This window comes from Hoeflea sp. 108 (genome assembly GCF_000372965.1).
GTDB lineage: Bacteria > Pseudomonadota > Alphaproteobacteria > Rhizobiales > Rhizobiaceae > Aminobacter.
Window position 1 is genome coordinate 1826036 of sequence record NZ_KB890024.1, and the last position, 17454, is coordinate 1843489.

14 protein-coding genes are annotated in these 17454 nt (G+C 64.6%); 11 read left to right on the forward strand and 3 right to left on the reverse strand.

Annotated features, from left to right (window positions below):
• Window positions 1-18: 18 nt before the first annotated feature.
• From B015_RS0108770 to B015_RS0108785, 4 genes are all read left to right on the forward strand, one after another.
• Window positions 19-1023 carry an ABC transporter substrate-binding protein gene (locus tag B015_RS0108770; RefSeq protein ID WP_018427315.1) on the forward strand — a complete coding sequence of 335 codons (1005 nt, stop codon included), beginning with the start codon at window positions 19-21 and terminating at the stop codon, window positions 1021-1023.
• 2 nt (window positions 1024-1025) lie between these two features.
• Window positions 1026-1856, forward strand: a complete 831-nt coding sequence (locus tag B015_RS0108775; RefSeq protein ID WP_040456109.1) for an ABC transporter ATP-binding protein — start codon at window positions 1026-1028, stop codon at window positions 1854-1856.
• Between the two features lie 3 nt (window positions 1857-1859).
• The gene (locus tag B015_RS0108780) at window positions 1860-2684 is read left to right on the forward strand and encodes an ABC transporter permease (protein ID WP_018427317.1); all 825 of its coding nucleotides are present in this window, start codon (window positions 1860-1862) and stop codon (window positions 2682-2684) included.
• A 122-nt stretch (window positions 2685-2806) separates the two neighbouring features.
• On the forward strand, window positions 2807-5038 hold the full coding sequence (locus B015_RS0108785) for an arylsulfatase (RefSeq protein WP_018427318.1): 2232 nt from the start codon (window positions 2807-2809) through the stop codon (window positions 5036-5038).
• 120 nt (window positions 5039-5158) lie between these two features.
• Here the strand turns inward: B015_RS0108785 and B015_RS32160 are convergent, their stop codons facing one another.
• The gene (locus B015_RS32160; protein ID WP_018427319.1) at window positions 5159-6103 is read right to left on the reverse strand and encodes a LysR family transcriptional regulator; all 945 of its coding nucleotides are present in this window, start codon (window positions 6101-6103) and stop codon (window positions 5159-5161) included.
• 237 nt (window positions 6104-6340) lie between these two features.
• Between B015_RS32160 and B015_RS0108795 the strand changes: the two genes are divergently transcribed.
• The 7 genes from B015_RS0108795 (at window position 6341) to rbsK (ending at window position 15679) form a co-directional block, all read left to right on the forward strand.
• A complete protein-coding gene (locus tag B015_RS0108795; RefSeq protein WP_018427320.1) occupies window positions 6341-7171 on the forward strand; it encodes a formylglycine-generating enzyme family protein in 831 nt (276 codons plus the stop codon).
• 15 nt (window positions 7172-7186) lie between these two features.
• Window positions 7187-9406, forward strand: coding sequence for an arylsulfatase (locus B015_RS0108800; RefSeq protein ID WP_018427321.1), 2220 nt, complete (start codon window positions 7187-7189; stop codon window positions 9404-9406).
• Between the two features lies 1 nt (window position 9407).
• Window positions 9408-10373, forward strand: a complete 966-nt coding sequence (locus B015_RS0108805) for a nucleoside hydrolase (protein WP_018427322.1) — start codon at window positions 9408-9410, stop codon at window positions 10371-10373.
• 40 nt (window positions 10374-10413) lie between these two features.
• Window positions 10414-11412: a deoxyribose-phosphate aldolase gene (gene deoC / locus B015_RS0108810; RefSeq protein WP_085941116.1), complete on the forward strand. Its 999-nt coding sequence runs from the start codon at window positions 10414-10416 to the stop codon at window positions 11410-11412.
• 270 nt (window positions 11413-11682) lie between these two features.
• A complete protein-coding gene (locus B015_RS0108815) occupies window positions 11683-14052 on the forward strand; it encodes an aldehyde dehydrogenase family protein (RefSeq protein WP_026227050.1) in 2370 nt (789 codons plus the stop codon).
• A gap of 102 nt (window positions 14053-14154) precedes the next feature.
• Window positions 14155-14721 (forward strand): nucleoside 2-deoxyribosyltransferase, encoded by a 567-nt coding sequence (locus tag B015_RS0108820; protein WP_018427325.1) that lies wholly within the window; start codon window positions 14155-14157, stop codon window positions 14719-14721.
• A gap of 25 nt (window positions 14722-14746) precedes the next feature.
• Entirely contained in the window at window positions 14747-15679 is a 933-nt protein-coding gene (gene rbsK / locus B015_RS0108825; protein WP_157632701.1) for a ribokinase, read from the forward strand.
• A gap of 41 nt (window positions 15680-15720) precedes the next feature.
• Here the strand turns inward: rbsK and B015_RS0108830 are convergent, their stop codons facing one another.
• Both B015_RS0108830 and B015_RS0108835 read right to left on the reverse strand, forming a co-directional pair.
• The gene (locus B015_RS0108830; protein WP_018426438.1) at window positions 15721-16506 is read right to left on the reverse strand and encodes a TIGR02186 family protein; all 786 of its coding nucleotides are present in this window, start codon (window positions 16504-16506) and stop codon (window positions 15721-15723) included.
• Window positions 16503-17432, reverse strand: a complete 930-nt coding sequence (locus tag B015_RS0108835) for a sulfite exporter TauE/SafE family protein (RefSeq protein WP_026227051.1) — start codon at window positions 17430-17432, stop codon at window positions 16503-16505. The genes B015_RS0108830 and B015_RS0108835 overlap by 4 nt, the downstream gene beginning before the upstream one ends.
• Window positions 17433-17454: the final 22 nt, after the last annotated feature.

The following is a 17454-nucleotide window of genomic DNA, read 5'->3' on the forward strand; positions in this document are numbered from 1 at the left end:
TCTGATTGGAGGATATAGATGATCAGCCGACGTTCACTTCTGGCAGCTGCCAGCATGATCTCGCTTGCCGCGATAGGGCTTGCAGGCGCGGCTCCTGCGCAAGCGGAGCAGAAGCAGGTCAAACTGCAACTCGCCTGGCTCTACAATGGCGCCGCCGCCGGCGAAATCGTCGCCTTGAAGAAGGGGTTCTTCGCTGAAAAGGGCCTCGACGTCGAGATCCTTCCCGGTGGCCCGAATTCCAACACGGTGCAGGAGACGCTCTCCGGGGTGGCGCAGATCGCCACCGCCTATGCGCCCGAGATCATGTATGCCGCAAACCAGGGGCTGCCGATCAAGACCTTCGGCGCGGCCTTCCAGAAAGCGCCGCTGACCTTCTATTCACTCGGCGAATCCAACATTAAGTCGGTGGCCGACTGGAAGGGCAAGCGCGTCGGGGCGAGCCAAGGCGCGACCGCGCAGATCAAGGTCATGCTCGACCATAACGGAATGAAGCTCGACGACATCACCTTCATCCAGGCCCAGATCCCCGGCCTGCTCCAGGGGCAGGTCGATGTCGTTGCCTCATGGCCGACAAACGTCGCCCAGAACGTGCCGATCGTGCAGAACCCGGGCGGCTACAACACCCAGAGCATCTGGGACAACGGGCTGCAGTTCCAGTCCAACTACTACATCGCCCGCACCGACCTGATCGGCTCCGACAGCGACATGCTGGTGAAGTTCCTCGAGGCCTGCGACAAGGGCTGGGCCTATGCCGCCGACCATCCCGAAGAGGCCATCGACATGGTTGCCTCGATGTCGAGCGCGATCGAGAAGGACAAGGAGCTCGCCTCGCTCAAGGTCATCGTATCGGACTTCATCTATACCGACGAAACCCGCGAGCACGGCTTTGCCAACATCAGCAAGGACCGCTGGAACGCGACGCTGCAGACCTACGCCAAGATCGGCGAGATCAAGTCCGAACTGACGGCGGACGACGTCTTCGATGGCAGCATTCTTGCTGCAGCACAGAGGACGAAGCGGTGAACATGATGGCGACGATGTCCGCCCATTCCGGCGACGCCCACGCTGGCGACGTTGGTCTCTCCCAGGCGCGCAACGCTATCGAGATCGACAATGTCGCCGTGACGTTCGGCGGCAGCTCGCGGGCGGTGCGAGCCATCGACAATGTCTCGCTGACCGTTCGCGAGGGCGAGTTCGTCTCGCTGATCGGCCATTCCGGCTGCGGCAAGTCCACCTTGCTGCGCACCATCGCAGACATCATCGCGCCGACCGAAGGCAAGGTTGCGATATTCGGTGGAACGCCAGCGGCGGCGCGCGCCTCGCGCACATTTTCGATGGTGTTCCAGCAATCGGTGCTGATGCCCTGGGCCAAGGTGATCGACAATGTCCGCCTGCCGTTCGAGGTGGGCGGGGCCAATCCGAAGGCCGGCAACTTCATGGACCCGTATGAGGCGCTGAAGCTTGTCGAGCTGGAAGGCTTCGAGGACGCGCTGCCGTCGGAACTGTCGGGCGGCATGCGCCAGCGCGTCTCGATCGCGCGTGCGCTCGTCACCCGGCCGAAGGTCCTGCTCATGGACGAGCCTTTCGGCGCGCTCGACGAGCTGGTGCGCGACACGCTGAACGTCGAGCTGTTGCGGATCTGGAAGCAGAGCGGGATGACCATCGTCTTCGTCACCCATTCGCTGCACGAGGCGGTTTTCCTGTCGCAGCGTGTCGTGGTGATGAGCCGACGTCCCTCGCGGATCGGCGGAATTCTTGAAATCGACCTGCCGGAAGAGCGCGACCTCGCCCTGAAGGACGCCCCTGAACTGGGCCATCACGTCGCCAGGCTGCGCGACATGCTGGGAGCTGGATAAGTCATGAGCGTTGATCGTTCCATCGAAACCGCCGCCCCCTTGCCCCGCATCTGGAGCATCCTCCCAAGCCCCGAAGTGATGCGTGCGCTCGGCATGGCCATGCTCGGGCTCTCGCTGACGCTGATCCTGTGGCAGCTGATCGTCACGCTGTTCGGCGTGCCGTCCTATCTGGTGCCGGCGCCGACCGACGTTGCCGGGGCGCTGTCGCGTGACCTGCCGCTGCTCATTGAGGCAGCCGTGCCGACGATCACCGAAGCCTTTCTCGGCTTTCTCCTCGGCAACACCGTGGCCCTGCTGGTGGCGGTGTCCTTCGTCTACAACAAGGTCATCGAGGAGATGTTCTATCCCGTCGCGATCCTGGTGAAGACGATCCCGATCGTGGCGATCGCGCCGGTGCTCAAGATCATCCTCGGCAACGGCATCGAGCCGAAGATCGTGATCGCAGCGCTGATCTGCTTCTTCCCGACGTTGGTCAATTCGGTTCGCGGCTTCCGCGCCGTCAATCCGCAGCTGCTCGAACTCATGCATGTCCTGTCGGCGTCCAAGACCGAGGTGTTCCTCAGGATCCGCATCTACAGCGCGCTGCCCTACATTTTCTCGGCGCTGAAGATTTCGGTGACGATGTGTGTGCTCGGCGCGATCGTCGGCGAGTGGATCGGCGCCAACCAGGGCATCGGTTATCTCCTGCTGCAGAGCATGTTCGACTTCAATGCGCCGCGGCTGTTTGCGACGATCCTGACGGCGTCTGTCATCGCCATTACCGGCTTTGCCATCGTCTCGATGCTGGAGAAGTGGGTCATCCGCTGGGATCCCGGCGCGGCGATGTAATCGCTGCAGCAGAAAGTCCATGGACCCGGCCTGCCCCAGGGCCGGCCGGGTTTCGATCGATGCGGCATGGTCTGTGAATGCGATGCGGCATCTCCGGTTTGTCCGAATTCCGAGGCGCCCCAATGTCAACCGACAGCAATCCAGGCCGTATCGGCCGCACCTATCACGAGTCGGACAACTGGTTTGAGACCAGGCCCAGGCCGGCGTCCGGCAGCCCCAATGTCATCTATGTCATTCTCGACGATGTCGGTTTCGCCGACCTGGGCTGCTTCGGTTCGGAAATCCGCACGCCCAATTTCGACCGGCTTGCCGAACAGGGGCTGCGCTACAGCAATTTCCACACCACCACCATGTGCTCGCCGACGCGGGCCAGCCTGCTGACCGGGCGCAACCATCATTCGGTCGGCATGCGCTGCCTCGCCAATTTCGACTTCGGCTACCGCAACGGCCGCGGCTCGATCTCGCATCGGGCAGCGACGGTCGCCGAAATGCTGGGCAGCGCCGGCTACGCCAGTTTCGCCGTCGGCAAGTGGCATGTCGCGCAGACTGACGAGATCACCGCGGTCGGACCCTTCGACCAATGGCCGCTCGGCCGCGGCTTCAACCGCTTCTATGGCTTCATGAACGGCAGCACCGATCAGTATTATCCCGAGCTGGTCGAGGACAATCACTCAGTCGCCCAGCCGAAATCGCCTGAGGAAGGTTACCACCTGACCGCCGACCTGGTGGACAAGGCGATGGCGATGCTCGGCGCCCATATCTCGCTCGCCCCGGACACGCCGTTCTTCCTCAACCTCGCCTTTTCGGCAGGGCATTTCCCGCATCAGGTCCCCAGGGCCTATATGGACCGCTACGACGGCGTCTGGGACTGCGGCTGGGACGTCATCCGGCAAAGGCGGCTCGACCGGCAGAAGGCGATGGGCCTGGTGCCTGAAAATACCGAACTGCCGCCCGACGCCCCCGGCGTCGAAAACTGGGACCAACTCTCTGCCGACCGGCAGCGCGTCGCCGTCAGGCTGCAGCAGGCCTATGCCGGCTTCCTCGAATACACCGACGAGCAACTGGGCCGGCTGCTCGATTTCCTCGAGACGACAGGCAAGCTCAATGACACGCTGATCGTCGTCATCTCCGACAATGGCGCATCGATCGATTGCGGCCCGGAGGGCACGACCAACGTGCTCAGGCGCTTCAACCAGATCCCGGAATCGTTCGAACGCAATCTGGCGGAGATCGACGAGATCGGCGGGCCGAGGAGCAACAGCAACTACCCCTGGGGCTGGGCCCAGGCCAGCAACACGCCGCTGCGCCTGTTCAAATCCTTCACCCATGGCGGCGGTGTGCGCGACCCGATGATCGTGTCGTGGCCCAGGCGCATCGCCGACAAGGGCGCCATCCGCCATCAGTTCCACCATGTCGTCGACATCACGCCGACGGTGCTCGAGGTCTGCGGCGTCACCGCCCCTGAAATCTACCGGGGCGTCGGCCAGATGCCGGTGCACGGCACCAGCTTTGCCTACACCTTCGACGCGCCTGACGCGGCAACGCGCAAGGACGTGCAGTATTTCGAGATGTTCGGCCACCGCGGCATCTGGCACAAGGGCTGGAAGGCCGTCACCAAGCACCGGCGCGGCGACGATTTCGAGCTCGACGACTGGGAGCTCTACAAGCTCGACGAGGATTTCAACGAGACCCGCGACCTGGCCAAGGAGAACCCTGCCAAACTCCGCGAGATGACGGAACGCTGGTGGGCGGAAGCCGGCCGCTACGACGTCATGCCGCTCGACGACCGCGAGGTCCGTTTCCGCGCCAAGGCGAAACCTGATTCCATCCGCTCGCGCAGCCGCTACGTCTTTTATCCGCAGCTCGAATCGATCCCGTCTTCGGCAGCACCGCTGACCCAGGACACCTCGCACCGGATCACCGCCGAGGTGACCATCGATCCGCAGTCTGAGGGTACGCTGGTCAGCTACGGCAACAATGGCAGCGGCTATGTGCTCTACCTCAAGGACGGCAGGCTCCATTACAGCTACAACCATGTCGGCGAGATCACCCGCCTGGTGTCGGCGCCGCTGACCATTTCTGGCGCCGTTTCCCTCGGCTTCGAGTACCGCAAGACAGGTCTGCTCAAGGGTGTCGGCGCGCTTCTCGTCAACGGCCAGGTGCAGGCCGGCGAGCGTGAGCACCAGACCCTGCTGCGCGTCGCGCTGGCGCCGATGTTCATCGGCCGCAGCGGCCTGCCGCCGGTCTGCGACGGCATCGACGGCGACTTCCGCTTCACCGGCACCTTGCACCGGCTGGTGATCGAACTTGGCGACGATCGCGAGATCGTGCCGCCCAACGGTGACATCGACTGACGCTTGACGAGAGTTTCCGCTTTTCCTCGAAAACGCGGAAACGCTCTATCTTCTTGTTCTTGCGAAGGTTCTCAAGGGAAACGCGTTGCGCGCTATCCCTTGAGTTGCCCGACGCGCCGCCTATTCGGCGGCGCCCGGCAGGCTGCGCAGGCCTCTGCTTTCGAACACCTCGACCATCGCCTTCATCAGGCCGCTATGGGCGGGCAGCCGGTCCATGCCCTGGCGGAAGACGAAGCCGAGATCGTACTGGAAGATTTCCTTGTCGGTCTTGAGCACCTTCAGGCCCTGTCCGATCGGGCTGCCGGCCACCATCGTTGACTCGAAAAACAGATAGTCGCCAGAGCGTGCCAGCTCGGCGCAGGTGAAGAGCGAGCTGGTCTCGAGCAGGTAGCGGGCAGGGGGCGCGCCTCGTTCCTTCAGCCAGTCGGATAGCATCTTCAGCACGTCCCGGTTCAGGTTGAACGAGACGAACGGGTATTTGACCAGTTCCATCGGGTCGACCGGGCCTTCCACTTTGGCGAGCGGGTGATGCTCGGCGCACATGATGCCGATCTGTGCCTTGGCGACTCGACGCGAGGTGAAGCCCGGCAGCCGGCTCTTGGCAATCACCGCGCCGGCAAAGATGTCGACCCGCCCAAGCCGCAGATCCTCGATCAGCTGGTCGACCGGTCCGGTCTGCACCGACAGCCGATGCCTGGGAAAACGCCGGTGAAAGCGCGACGCTGCCGGCGGCAGGATCGTCGACGACCAGACCGGGCCCGCCGCCACCCTGATCGTGGCGTCCTGCTCGGACAGAAGATTACGGATCTCCTGCACCGCATGCTCGTATTCGAGCCCGATGATCTGCGCCCTGTTGAAAAAAGCCTGCCCGGTCGGCGTCAGGTCGGCGCCGCCGGAATGGCGCTCGAACAGGCGCGTGCCGAGCAGCTCCTCGAGCCGCTTGATGTTCTTGGAAAGCGCCGGCTGCGAGATGCGCAAGCGCTTGGCCGCCTTCGATATTCCCTTGTCCTCGGCGACCGTGACGAAGTGCTTGAGCAGCGTCAGGTTGGGAACTTCGAACGACATGCTGGGTGCCTGCCTCATAACCTATTGGAATTACCTTCAAGCCTAAATGTATTGGCCCCTGATGGAGCTTTGTCAAATAATCCAGCCATCGTCTGGAGTTGAAGTCACCAGCTGAAGCTCCTGCTATCACCAGGAAACGCCGCGATGTCGTGTTGTTCACCCGTCCGGGAAAGCGAGCCGCAGCTGGCCCCTTCGCACGAGGTCACACCAGGCGCTGGCAAGGCCGACTTGTCAGGCATGGCTGCTGTTCCCGCCGGCATCCGGCGCATCGGCTATGACGGCCCCGAGGCCTATGCCGAGGACGGCGAGGGGCCCCGGCGGATGGTCGCGAGCCCCGGCTTCCTGATCGACAGGACCGCCGTGACCAACCGCGCTTTCGCCTGTTTCGTGGCGGCGACCAACTATGTCTCCGAGGCGGAACGGATCGGCTGGTCCTTCGTATTCTACGCCCAGCTTCATCCCCGCGCCGAAAGCGACGTGCTCGATCTCAAGACTGGATCGCCGGAATGGTGGCTGCCGGTGCGCGGCGCAAGCTGGTCGAAGCCCGACGGCGCCGGCACCGACTGGCGCGACCGCGACGACCATCCGGTCGTCCACATCTCCTGGAACGATGCCAGGGCCTATGCCGCCTGGAGCGGCAAGCGGCTGCCGACCGAGAGCGAATGGGAGATCGCCGCCAGGGGCGGGCTGGAAGACAAGATCTATCCCTGGGGCAACGAACTTTTGGAGCAGGGCAGGTACCGCTGCAACATCTGGCAGGGGCGTTTCCCCCGGGAGAACACGGCGGAGGACGGCTTCCTCTCGACCGCGCCCGCCGACGCGTTCGAGCCCAATGGCTACGGCCTGTTCAACATGGTCGGCAATGTCTGGGAATGGACGTCGGAGGGCTGGTCTGAGAGCCAGCCTGAGCTGAAGGCCATGCGCGGCGGCTCCTATCTCTGCCATCGCAGCCACTGCAACCGCTATCGCGTCTCGGCGCGCACGTTCAACGCAGTCGATGCCGCCTCGAGCCACCTTGGCTTTCGATGCGTGGCCGACATGCCGGCACAGTCAGCCGGATCTTTCTGATTTCGAGGAACTGCAATGAAACACGACAAATTCCCGGGCCATGTCGGCCGCACCGTCGCCGAGTCGACGCCCTGGTGGCCGACGAGCTGCAACCACAAGCAACAGAAGCCCAACATCGTGGTTGTCGTCCTTGACGATACCGGCTGGGCCGATTTCGGCTGCTTCGGCTCGGAGATCAGCACGCCGACAATCGACCGGCTGGCGGCGCGCGGGCTGCGCTACACCAATTTCCACGTCACGCCGCTCTGCTCGCCGACGCGCACCTGCCTGCTGACCGGGCGCAACCATCATGCCGTCGGCATGCGCTTTCTGTCCGACACCGACACCGGTTTTCCCAATTCGCGCGGCTGCATCGACCGCGACGTGGCGCTGCTGCCGGCCATGCTGCGCGAGCAGGGTTATGGCAGCTATCTCGTCGGCAAGTGGCACCTGACGCCGTCGCACGAGATTTCGCCGGCCGGGCCCTATCACAACTGGCCGCTCGGCCGCGGCTTCGACCGGTTCTACGGCTTCCTGCCCGGCTGCACCGACCAGATGACGCCGGAGCTGTGCGAAGACAACCATCAGGTCGACCGCGAATTCCCTGAGAATTACCACCTCACCGAGGATTTGGTCGACCGGGCGATCTCCTATGTCCGTGACCACACCGTCTTCCGCGACGAGGAACCCTTCTTCCTGCAGCTGGCCTTCGGTGCCACCCATGCGCCGTTCCAGGCGCCGCGCAGCTTCATCGAACCGTATGTCGATGTCTTCGCCAAGGGCTGGGACGCGACGCGGGAAGACCGATTGCTGCGCCAGAAGGCGCTCGGCATCGCGCCTGTCGAGACCGAACTTGCGCCGCGCAACGAGGAGGTTTCAGCCTGGAACACGCTCTCCAGCAATCAGAAACTACTCTACACCCATCTCCAGGCGGCCTATGCCGGCTTCCTCGAGCACACCGACCTGCATCTCGGTCGCCTTGTCGACGAGCTCGAACGGCTCGGCGAACTCGACAATACGCTGATCATCGTGCTTTCCGACAATGGTGCCAGCCGCGAAGGCGGCAAGGATGGCGCGGTCGACACCAACGCGCCCTATAGCGGCCTGCCGCAGAGCGTCGACGAACAGCTCGAGCGCCTCGACCATATCGGCACCCGTCACGGCGGCGCGCATTATCCGCAAGGCTGGGCGATGGCCGGCAACACGCCCTTCCGCCGCTACAAGCAGCATGTCGATCTCGGCGGCGTGCGCTCGCCCATGGTGGTGTCCTGGCCTGGCGGCATCGCCGCGACAGGCGAAGTCAGGACGCAGTTCTCCCATGTCATCGACCTTGCGCCGACAATCATGTCCCTGGCAGGCCTCGACCATCCGCTGCCCTGCGACGGCCGCAGCCTCGCATCGACCTTTGCCGATGCCGACGCACCGGCGCCGAGGGCGACGCAATATTGGGAGAACCTCGGTCATCGCGCGATCTGGCACGAGGGCTGGCGGGCGGTCACTGAACATCGCCAGGGCGATGCCTATGAAGACGACGACTGGCGGCTCTACGACACCGAGGGTGATTTTTCGGAATCGCAGGATTGCGCCGCCCAGGAGCCCGACCTGCTCAAGGAAATGATCGGCCGCTGGTGGCAGGAAGCCGAAGCCAACAATGTGCTGCCGCTCGACGACCGCACGCTGGTGCAACTGCTGCGCGCGCGGCCGCCCATCGGGCTGATGTCACGCAACAGGCTGATCTTCCGTCCAGGCCAGAGCCATGTGCCGATCAGCAGCATGATCGCGGGTTCGGAGCGGTCGATGGTGGTCACGGCCTCGTTCCGCGACCGCGCTGCCGCCGAAGACGGCGTGCTGATTTCGAGCGGCGACAGGCGCGGCGGCTACGTGCTTTACGTCAAGGACGGGCGGCTCACCTTTGAACATGTGCAACTCGGCCACCGCGTCGTCTGCGTCGCCGATGCCGTCCTGCCTACGGGGAACTGCGAGGTCGGATTTGCCCTGCACAACAGGAACGGTCATTCTGCCGAAATCGTCTTGCTGCACGGCCGCCAGAGAGTAGGTTCGGCACGTATCCCCGTGACCGCGACACATCTGTCGTTCTGGGGCATCGATGTCGGCACGGATGCGGCAGACCGGGTTTCTGCAGCCTATCCCGCCGACTTCGCTTACCCCAAGCGGTCGTTCGAGACCCTGACCATCGATTTCCTCGACCAGCCGCTGATCGAGGACGTCGCAGAAGCAATGGAAAGCACCGAGTGACATGGCACCAGCAATCGAAATCCTGATCGATGTCGATACCGGCGTCGATGACGCGCTGGCGCTGTCATTTGCCGCGCTGCATCCTGCCATCAACCTGCGGGCGGTGACCTGCGTTGCCGGCAACACCTCGCTCGACAATGTCTACCGCAACACCCGTGCCGTCCTTGCCGTTGCCGGCGCTGGGCATGTTCCCGTCGCCCGCGGCGCCTCGCGCCCGCTGATCGCCGCGCCACGCGACGCCGCCCATGTCCACGGCCATAACGGTCTCGCCGGGCTGGAGCTCGCCGTTCCTGACGGCGGCAGCGACATCCATGCCGTCGAACTGATGCGGCGGGAGATACTGGCCAGCCCGACGCCGCCGACGCTGATTGCGCTGGCGCCACTGACCAATGTGGCGCTTTTGCTGCGCATGTATCCCGACGTGGCGGCCCGGCTCGGCAGGATCGTCTTCATGGGCGGCAGCGCCAGCATCGGCAACGCCACGCCGGTCGCCGAATTCAACAGCTGGGCCGATCCCGAAGCCGTGGCGATCGTCGTCGACAGCGGCATCCCGACGATGATGTACGGGCTCGACGTCTTCTACAGCGCGGCCGTGTCGGAGGATGATGTCGCGACCCTTGAAAGGTCGAGCCGGCCGGTGGCGCAATTATGCGCCAAGCTGCTCCGGCACATGGCCGTCAAGGATTCCGACCAGAAACGCATCCCTGACGGCACCATCGCAGCCCTGGGCGATGCCGGCACGGTCTGCGCGGTTGTCGACCCAGCAGGACTGACGACGCGGCGGTTCCCGGTCAGTGTCTGCACGGATGGGGCGCGCTCACGCGGCCAGACCATCGTCGACCGTCGTTCCCATCGCGGCGAATCCGAATTGAATGGCGCCAGCTTGGGGCAGCCTGTCGATGTCGCGCTCGCGGTCGATGGCGCCCGTTTTGCCCAGCTGTTCCGCCGCACGATCCTGGAAGGCTGACACTGAGATGGTTGGAGAAGCTTCTATGTCGGCCACTGTCATGTCCTTGCCTTCGCGCCTGGCTGCGAACGCGGCCGAGACGCACGCCATTGCCCGCAATCCCGGCATGGCGCTGGATCTTGGCTTTCTGGAATCGATGCGCAGCGTCAACCGCTCGGCGCTGGAGCGACGGGTCGGCACACTGACCAAACGGCGTTCGATCAAGGCCGACAACCAGGCGGCGTGGCTTTTGCGGTCGATCTCGCTGATGGACCTGACGACGCTCAACTCCAACGACACCGACGAGCGTGTGCGCCGGCTCTGCGCCAAGGCGCTGAACCCGCTGCGGCGCGATCTTGTCGAGGCGCTCGGGCTGGGCGAGGTGGTGATCCGCCCGGCGGCGGTCTGCGTCTACCATCCGTTTGTGGCGACGGCCGTCGAGGCGGTGAAGGGTTCGGGCATCCATGTCGCGGCGGTGTCGACGGCTTTCCCGCATGGCCTGGCGCCCTTGTCGAGCCGTCTCGCCGAGATCGAGGCGTCGGTCGCCGACGGCGCCGACGAGATCGACGTCGTCATTCCGCGTGGGCTGGTATTCGGTGCCAGGTGGCAGGAACTCTATGACGAGATCAAGCAGATGCGCGCCGCCTGCGGCGAGGCGCATCTGAAGGTCATCCTCGGCACCGGCGATCTGGCGACCTTGCGCAATGTGACGCTCGCTTCGATGGTGGCGATGATGGCGGGCGCCGACTTCATCAAGACCTCGACCGGCAAGGAAAGCGTCAATGCGACGCTGCCCGTCGGCCTCGCCATGGTCAGGGCCATCCGCGCCTATCACGAGCAGACCGGTTATCTCATCGGCTTCAAGCCGGCCGGCGGCATCTCGACGGCCAAGGTCTCGCTCGACTGGCTTATCCTGATGAAGGAAGAACTCGGCCGGCCGTGGCTCGAACCCGAACTGTTCCGCTTCGGCGCGTCGAGCCTTCTGACCGACATCGAACGCCAGCTCGAGCACCATGTCAGCGGCCGCTACTCGGCCAACCACCGCCACGCTATGGCGTGAGCAGCTAGACCTGGCCATGCCGAGTTCTACGTTGCCCCCCTCTGGCCTGCCGGCCATCTCCCCCACAAGGGGGGAGATCAGCAGTTCGGCGGTCGGCAGCCATTCGGCAGCACCGATTTTGTCTTTTCTGAACCGACAGCATCTCAATTTGGCGAAGGCCGCAAGCACAGCTGATCTCCCCCCTTGTGGGGGAGATGGCCGGCAGGCCAGAGGGGGGCAACGTAAAGCGCTCCCCGCCCGATCCTCGCGCCGCAGAGTCCGGAGCCTCTCATGAACATCCTCGAACGATATCACGCCATGGATTACGCCCCAGCCCCCGAGGCCCGCACGGAAGCCGATGCCTGGCTCGCTGGCCGCGACTTCTCGAAGTCGCTGTTCATCGCGGGCGACTGGCGCGCCGGCATCGACGGCAAGAGCTTTGACACGTCGGATCCCTCCACCGGCAAGCTGCTGGCAAAGGTATCTGACGCCTCTGCCGCCGACATCGAGGCAGCTGTGGCTGCCGCCCGCAAGGCGCTGCCCAAATGGAGCGCTGCCTCGGGCTACGAGCGTGCAAAAGTGCTTTATGCCATCGGCCGCGCCATGCAGCGCCACCAGCGGCTGTTTGCGGTGCTGGAAAGCCTCGACAATGGCAAGCCGATCCGCGAAAGCCGCGACATCGACGTGCCCCTGGCGATCCGCCACTTCATCCACCATGCCGGCTGGGCCCAGGCGCTGGACAAGGAATTTCCCGGCCGCAAGGCAGTGGGTGTCGTCGGCCAGATCATCCCGTGGAACTTTCCGCTTCTGATGCTGGCCTGGAAGATCGCTCCCGCTCTCGCCACCGGCTGCACGGTGGTGCTGAAGCCGGCCGAGTTCACGCCGCTCACCGCGATCCTGTTTGCCGAGATCTGCGAGCGCGCTGGTGTGCCCAAGGGTGTGGTCAACATCGTCCAGGGTGGCCCCGAGGCGGGGGCGGCGATCGTCAACCATCCCGGCATCGACAAGATCGCCTTCACCGGCTCGTCGGAGGTCGGCAAGATCATCCGCAAGGCGACTGCGGGCTCAGGCAAAAAGCTGTCGCTGGAGCTCGGCGGTAAATCGGCCTTCATCGTTTTTGAGGACGCCGATCTCGACAGCGCGGTCGAGGGGCTCGTCGACGGTATCTGGTTCAACCAGGGTCAGGTCTGCTGCGCCGGTTCGCGCCTCCTGGTGCAGGAGAGCGTGGCCGACGCCTTCATCGCCAAGGTCAAGACACGCATGAGCCGGCTGCGTGTCGGTTCGCCGCTCGACAAGAACACCGACATCGGCCCGCTGGTCGACAGGACCCAGCTCGACCGGGTCAGGCGCCTGGTCGAGGAAGGCGCCAGACAGGGCGCGGTCTGCTGGCAGCCCGACCAGGACGTGCCCACGACTGGCTACTATCACCTGCCGACGCTGGCGACCGGTGTGGCGCCTGCCAACATTCTGGCCCAGGAAGAGGTGTTCGGGCCGGTGCTCGCCACCATGAGCTTCCGCAACACCGAAGAAGCGGTCGAACTCGCCAACAACACGCGTTACGGCCTTGCCGCCTCGGTGTGGAGCGAGAACGTCAATCTGGCGCTGCATGTCGCCCCGCAGCTCAAGGCCGGCGTGGTCTGGGTCAACGGCACCAACATGTTCGACGCCGCCTGCGGCTTCGGCGGCTATCGCGAAAGCGGCTTCGGCCGCGAGGGCGGCAGGGAAGGGCTGGAGGAATATCTCGCGCCGAGCGAGGTGCATGGCCCGGTCATCAAGCCGGCTTCAGCGCCGAAGCAGGCCGCCCGCGACAATGGCGAGACGCCAGGCATCGACCGCACCGCCAAGCTGTTCATTGGTGGCAAGCAGGTGCGCCCCGACGGCAACTATGCGCTGCCGGTGCTGACCTCCAAGGGCAAGCTAGCGGGCGAGGTCGGTCTCGGCAGCCGCAAGGACATCCGCGACGCGGTCTCGGCCGCACGCGCCTGCAAGGCCTGGCCGGAAGCGACCGCCTACAACCGGGCCCAGGTTCTTTATTACCTCGCCGAAAACCTCTCCGGCCGCACCGAAGAGTTTGCGGCCCGCATCGTCGAACTGACCGGTGCCAGCCACAAGGCTGCCAAGGCCGAAGTCGAACAATCCATCGAACGGCTGTTCTGGTATGCCGGCATGGCCGACAAGTTCGAGGGCAGGGTGCACCAGCCGCCGGCACGCACGGTGACATTGGCGCTGCATGAGCCCGTCGGCGTCATCGGCATCATCGCCCCTGATGAAGCGCCGCTGCTCGGCCTGGTCTCGCTGCTCGCCCCGGCACTTGCCATGGGCAACACCACAGTCGTGGTCCCATCGACCACGGCCCCGCTGGTTGCCACCGACCTTTACCAGCTGTTCGAATATTCCGACATTCCGGCCGGTGCGATCAACATCGTCACCGGGCACACGGCGGAACTCACAGCGGTCCTTGCCAAACACGATGACGTCGACGGCCTCTGGGTCGTCGCCGAAGCCGAGATCTGCGCCAGGGCGGAAGCGGAATCGACGGGCAATCTCAAGCGCGTCTGGACCGGCCACGGTCGTTGCCTCGACTGGCCAACCGCCCAGGGCGAAGCCTTCCTCCGCCGCGCCATCGAGGTCAAAAACGTCTGGGTCCCATACGGGGACTGAGGGGAGGGAGGCAGTAGGGAGTAGGGGAGTGGAGCAAAAACTCTGCCTTACTGCCTTATTCCCCTACTGCCCTAATCCCGCAAATCACGAGAGCACGCATTCATGAAAATCTATCTTGCCGGCCCCGAAGTCTTCCTGCCCAACGCGCGCGAGGTGCTTGATCGCAAGATCGAGTTGACCAGGCGCTACTGCTTCGTCCCGGTCTCTCCCGGCGATCTCGAAGTGCCGGCGACCGACACCAAGCGGGCGAAGGGACTTGCCATCAGCTCGATCAACGAGCGCCTGATGACGAGCGCCGACATGATCATCGCCAATCTGACGCCGTTCCGCGGCATCGCGGCAGATATCGGCACGGCCTTCGAGCTTGGCTTCATGTGCGCCCGCGGCTGCCCGGCCTATGCGTTTTCCAACATGGTTGGTGATCACTATGCCCGTGTCGCGGGGCTCTATGCCGGGCGCATCGAGGCCGACGCGCAGGGCAGGCCGCGCGGGCCGGACGGACTGGCCGTCGAAGATTTCGAGATGATCGACAATCTCATGCTCGACGGCGGCATCGAGGCGCGGGGCGGCACGATCGTCACGCGCGAGGTGGCAGTCGAGGCGCTGTACACCGACCATCAGGCATTCGAACAATGCCTGCGGCTGGCGGCGGCCAGGTTCCTGCGCTGACATTCACGGAAAGGGAGATATGTTGATGGATCGTGCCGATATCGTCGTCCTTGGAACCTTTGTCGCCGACCTGGCATTCAAGGCCGAGCGGCTGCCCGTCGTCGGCGAGACGCTGCTTGGCCAGGGTTTTGCTATGGGGCCGGGCGGCAAGGGCTCCAACCAGGTCATTTCAGCCGCACGCGCCGGCGCGCGGTCTGCGATGATCACCCGTGTCGGGCAGGATTCTTTCGGCGAGATGGCCAGACAGACCTGGTCGCGGGATGGGGTGAACACGTCACACGTGCTGATCGACACGGTCGCGCCGACGGGGGCGGCGTTCATCTTCGTCTCTTCGGAAACGGGCGACAATGCGATCATCATCGAGAGTGGCGCTGCGGCCAATCTGAGCCCCGCCGATGTCCGTGCCGCGGAAGGGCTGATCAGCCGCGCCAAGGTCTTCGTCACCCAGTTCGAGCAGCCCATCGAAACGGCCATCGAAGGCCTTCGCCTGGCGCGCAGCCACGGCGTCATCACCATCCTCAATCCGGCGCCCGCGCTGCCTGTCGACGATGCCATCTACGTCAATTGCGATTTCGTCACCCCGAACGAGACTGAAGCCGCGGCATTGACCGGGATCGATACGGCAACAGACGAGGGCGCCCTGCAGGCGGCAGCCAGCCTGGTCAGGCGCGGCGCGCGCAATGCGCTGATCACATTGGGCGCAAAGGGTGCGTTGCTGCACGGCGAGGCCGGCACGCATTTTGTCCCGGCCTTCAAGGTAACCAGGGTCGTCGACACGACGGGAGCGGGAGATGCGTTCAACGGCGGTTTCGCCGTAGCCATATCCGAAGGCCGCAGCCCGGTCGATGCAGTCCGTTTTGGTGCAGCGGTTGCAGCCCTTTCGGTGCAGAAGCCGGGCACCGCACCTTCCATGCCGATACGGGCCGATATCGACGCCTTCATCCGCGCCAACGGCTGAGGTCGACAGGGCCAAGGACGTGCGGCTGGATCGCCGCCGCGTCAATCCTTCCTGAAGATGATCCTTCCGAGCCATCCGGTGAACATTGCCAGCCCGATGGCAAAGAGGCCGTAGCCGAAGCCGTGGTCGGAGGCGAAGCGGAAGATGGTCTGCTCGAAGCCGGACTTGACGATGGCGAGCTGGGTCGAGGTTTCCTTGATGAACAGGCCGTTGCGGAACAGGAAGGCGCGCGCCTTGTGGGTGCCGACGGGTACGTTGGGGGCGAGGTGCAGGGTGGCGCGGAACAGGTTGGCCGACAGGAACTGGACGCCGCCGATGTTGTCGGAGTAGAGGCCCAGCCCTTCCTTGCGCTCGCGCAGGGCGTCGGTGAACTCCTGGATGGTCAGCGGGCTGGCGCGCTTCTCCTCGGGTTCGAGATAGATGTTGGCCGGACCGAGCGACAGCTGCCGGTAGCTGTCGGGGGTGGTGACGTCCTGCGGTGGCCGGGTGGTGGCCATGGAGTAGGACACCGGCACGTTGACGAAGGTTTCCGAGCGGGTGTTGATCCACATGCCGAGGATGCGGTCCTTGCGGCGCACGACGACCTGGCGGGCCGGGCCTTCGAGTACGACGATGACGTCGTAGCGGCCCTGGCGGCTGACCAGCGGGTCGGGATTTTCGAGCGCGCCGAAGATGGTGAGGTCGGCGCCGGAGAAGTCGGCAGTGATGGCGACGCGGTCGGTGGACAGGCCGATCTGGATGCCTTCGGGCAGCGGCACCGCGTCTTGCGCTGTTGCGGGCAGGACGACCAACAGGGTTGCCGCGGCAAGGGCAGCCAGGCGCCTCACAGCGTGCCTCCGCTCGGGGCGGTCAGCGAATAGAGGTTCTGCGGCTTGACGAACAGGTCGAAGCCGAGGCGCAGGGCAACGGCCAGCACCAGAAGCGCCAGGAGCGCGCGCAACTGTTCGCCGCGCAGTTTCTGGCCGGCCTTGGCGCCGTATTGTGCACCCGCCACGCCGCCGATCATCAAGACCAGCGCCAGGATGATGTCGACGGTCTGGTTGGTGGTCGAATGCACCAAAGTGGTGAAAGCCGAGACGACGACGATCTGGAACAGCGAGGTGCCGACGACGATGTTGGTCGGCACCTTGAGCAAATAGATCAGCGCCGGCACCATGATGAAGCCGCCGCCGACGCCCATGATGGCGGAGAGGAAGCCGATGCCGGCGCCGATGCCGAGCACCGGGATGACCGAGACGAACAGCTTGGAGGTGCGGAAGCGCATCTTGAAGGGCAGGCGGTGGATCCAGTTGTGCTGGCCCGACTTCTTCAGCGCCGGCGGCACGCCGCCCTTGGTCAGGCGCAGCGCATTGACGCTTTCGACCAGCATCAGGCCGCCGACGGTGCCCAGGAAGACGACGTAGAGCAGCGAGATGAACAGGTCGAGCTGGCCGATGGAGCGCAACAGCGCAAAGACGACGCCGCCGGCAGCGGAGCCGGCGATGCCGCCGATGAGCAGCACCGTGCCGAGCTTGAAGTCGAGCGTGCCGCGCTTGAGATGGGCGAGCGCGCCGGAGAACGACGAGGCGATGACCTGGTTGGCGCCGGTGGCAACCGCAATGGCGGGCGGGATGTTGTAGAAGATCAGCAGCGGGGTGATCAGGAAGCCGCCGCCGACCCCGAACATGCCCGACAGGAAGCCGACCGCCGCGCCCATCGCCAGCAGCACGAACACATTGACCGACATCTCAGCTATCGGGAGATAAATGCCCACCCGTCAGTACTTCCCAGAAAGC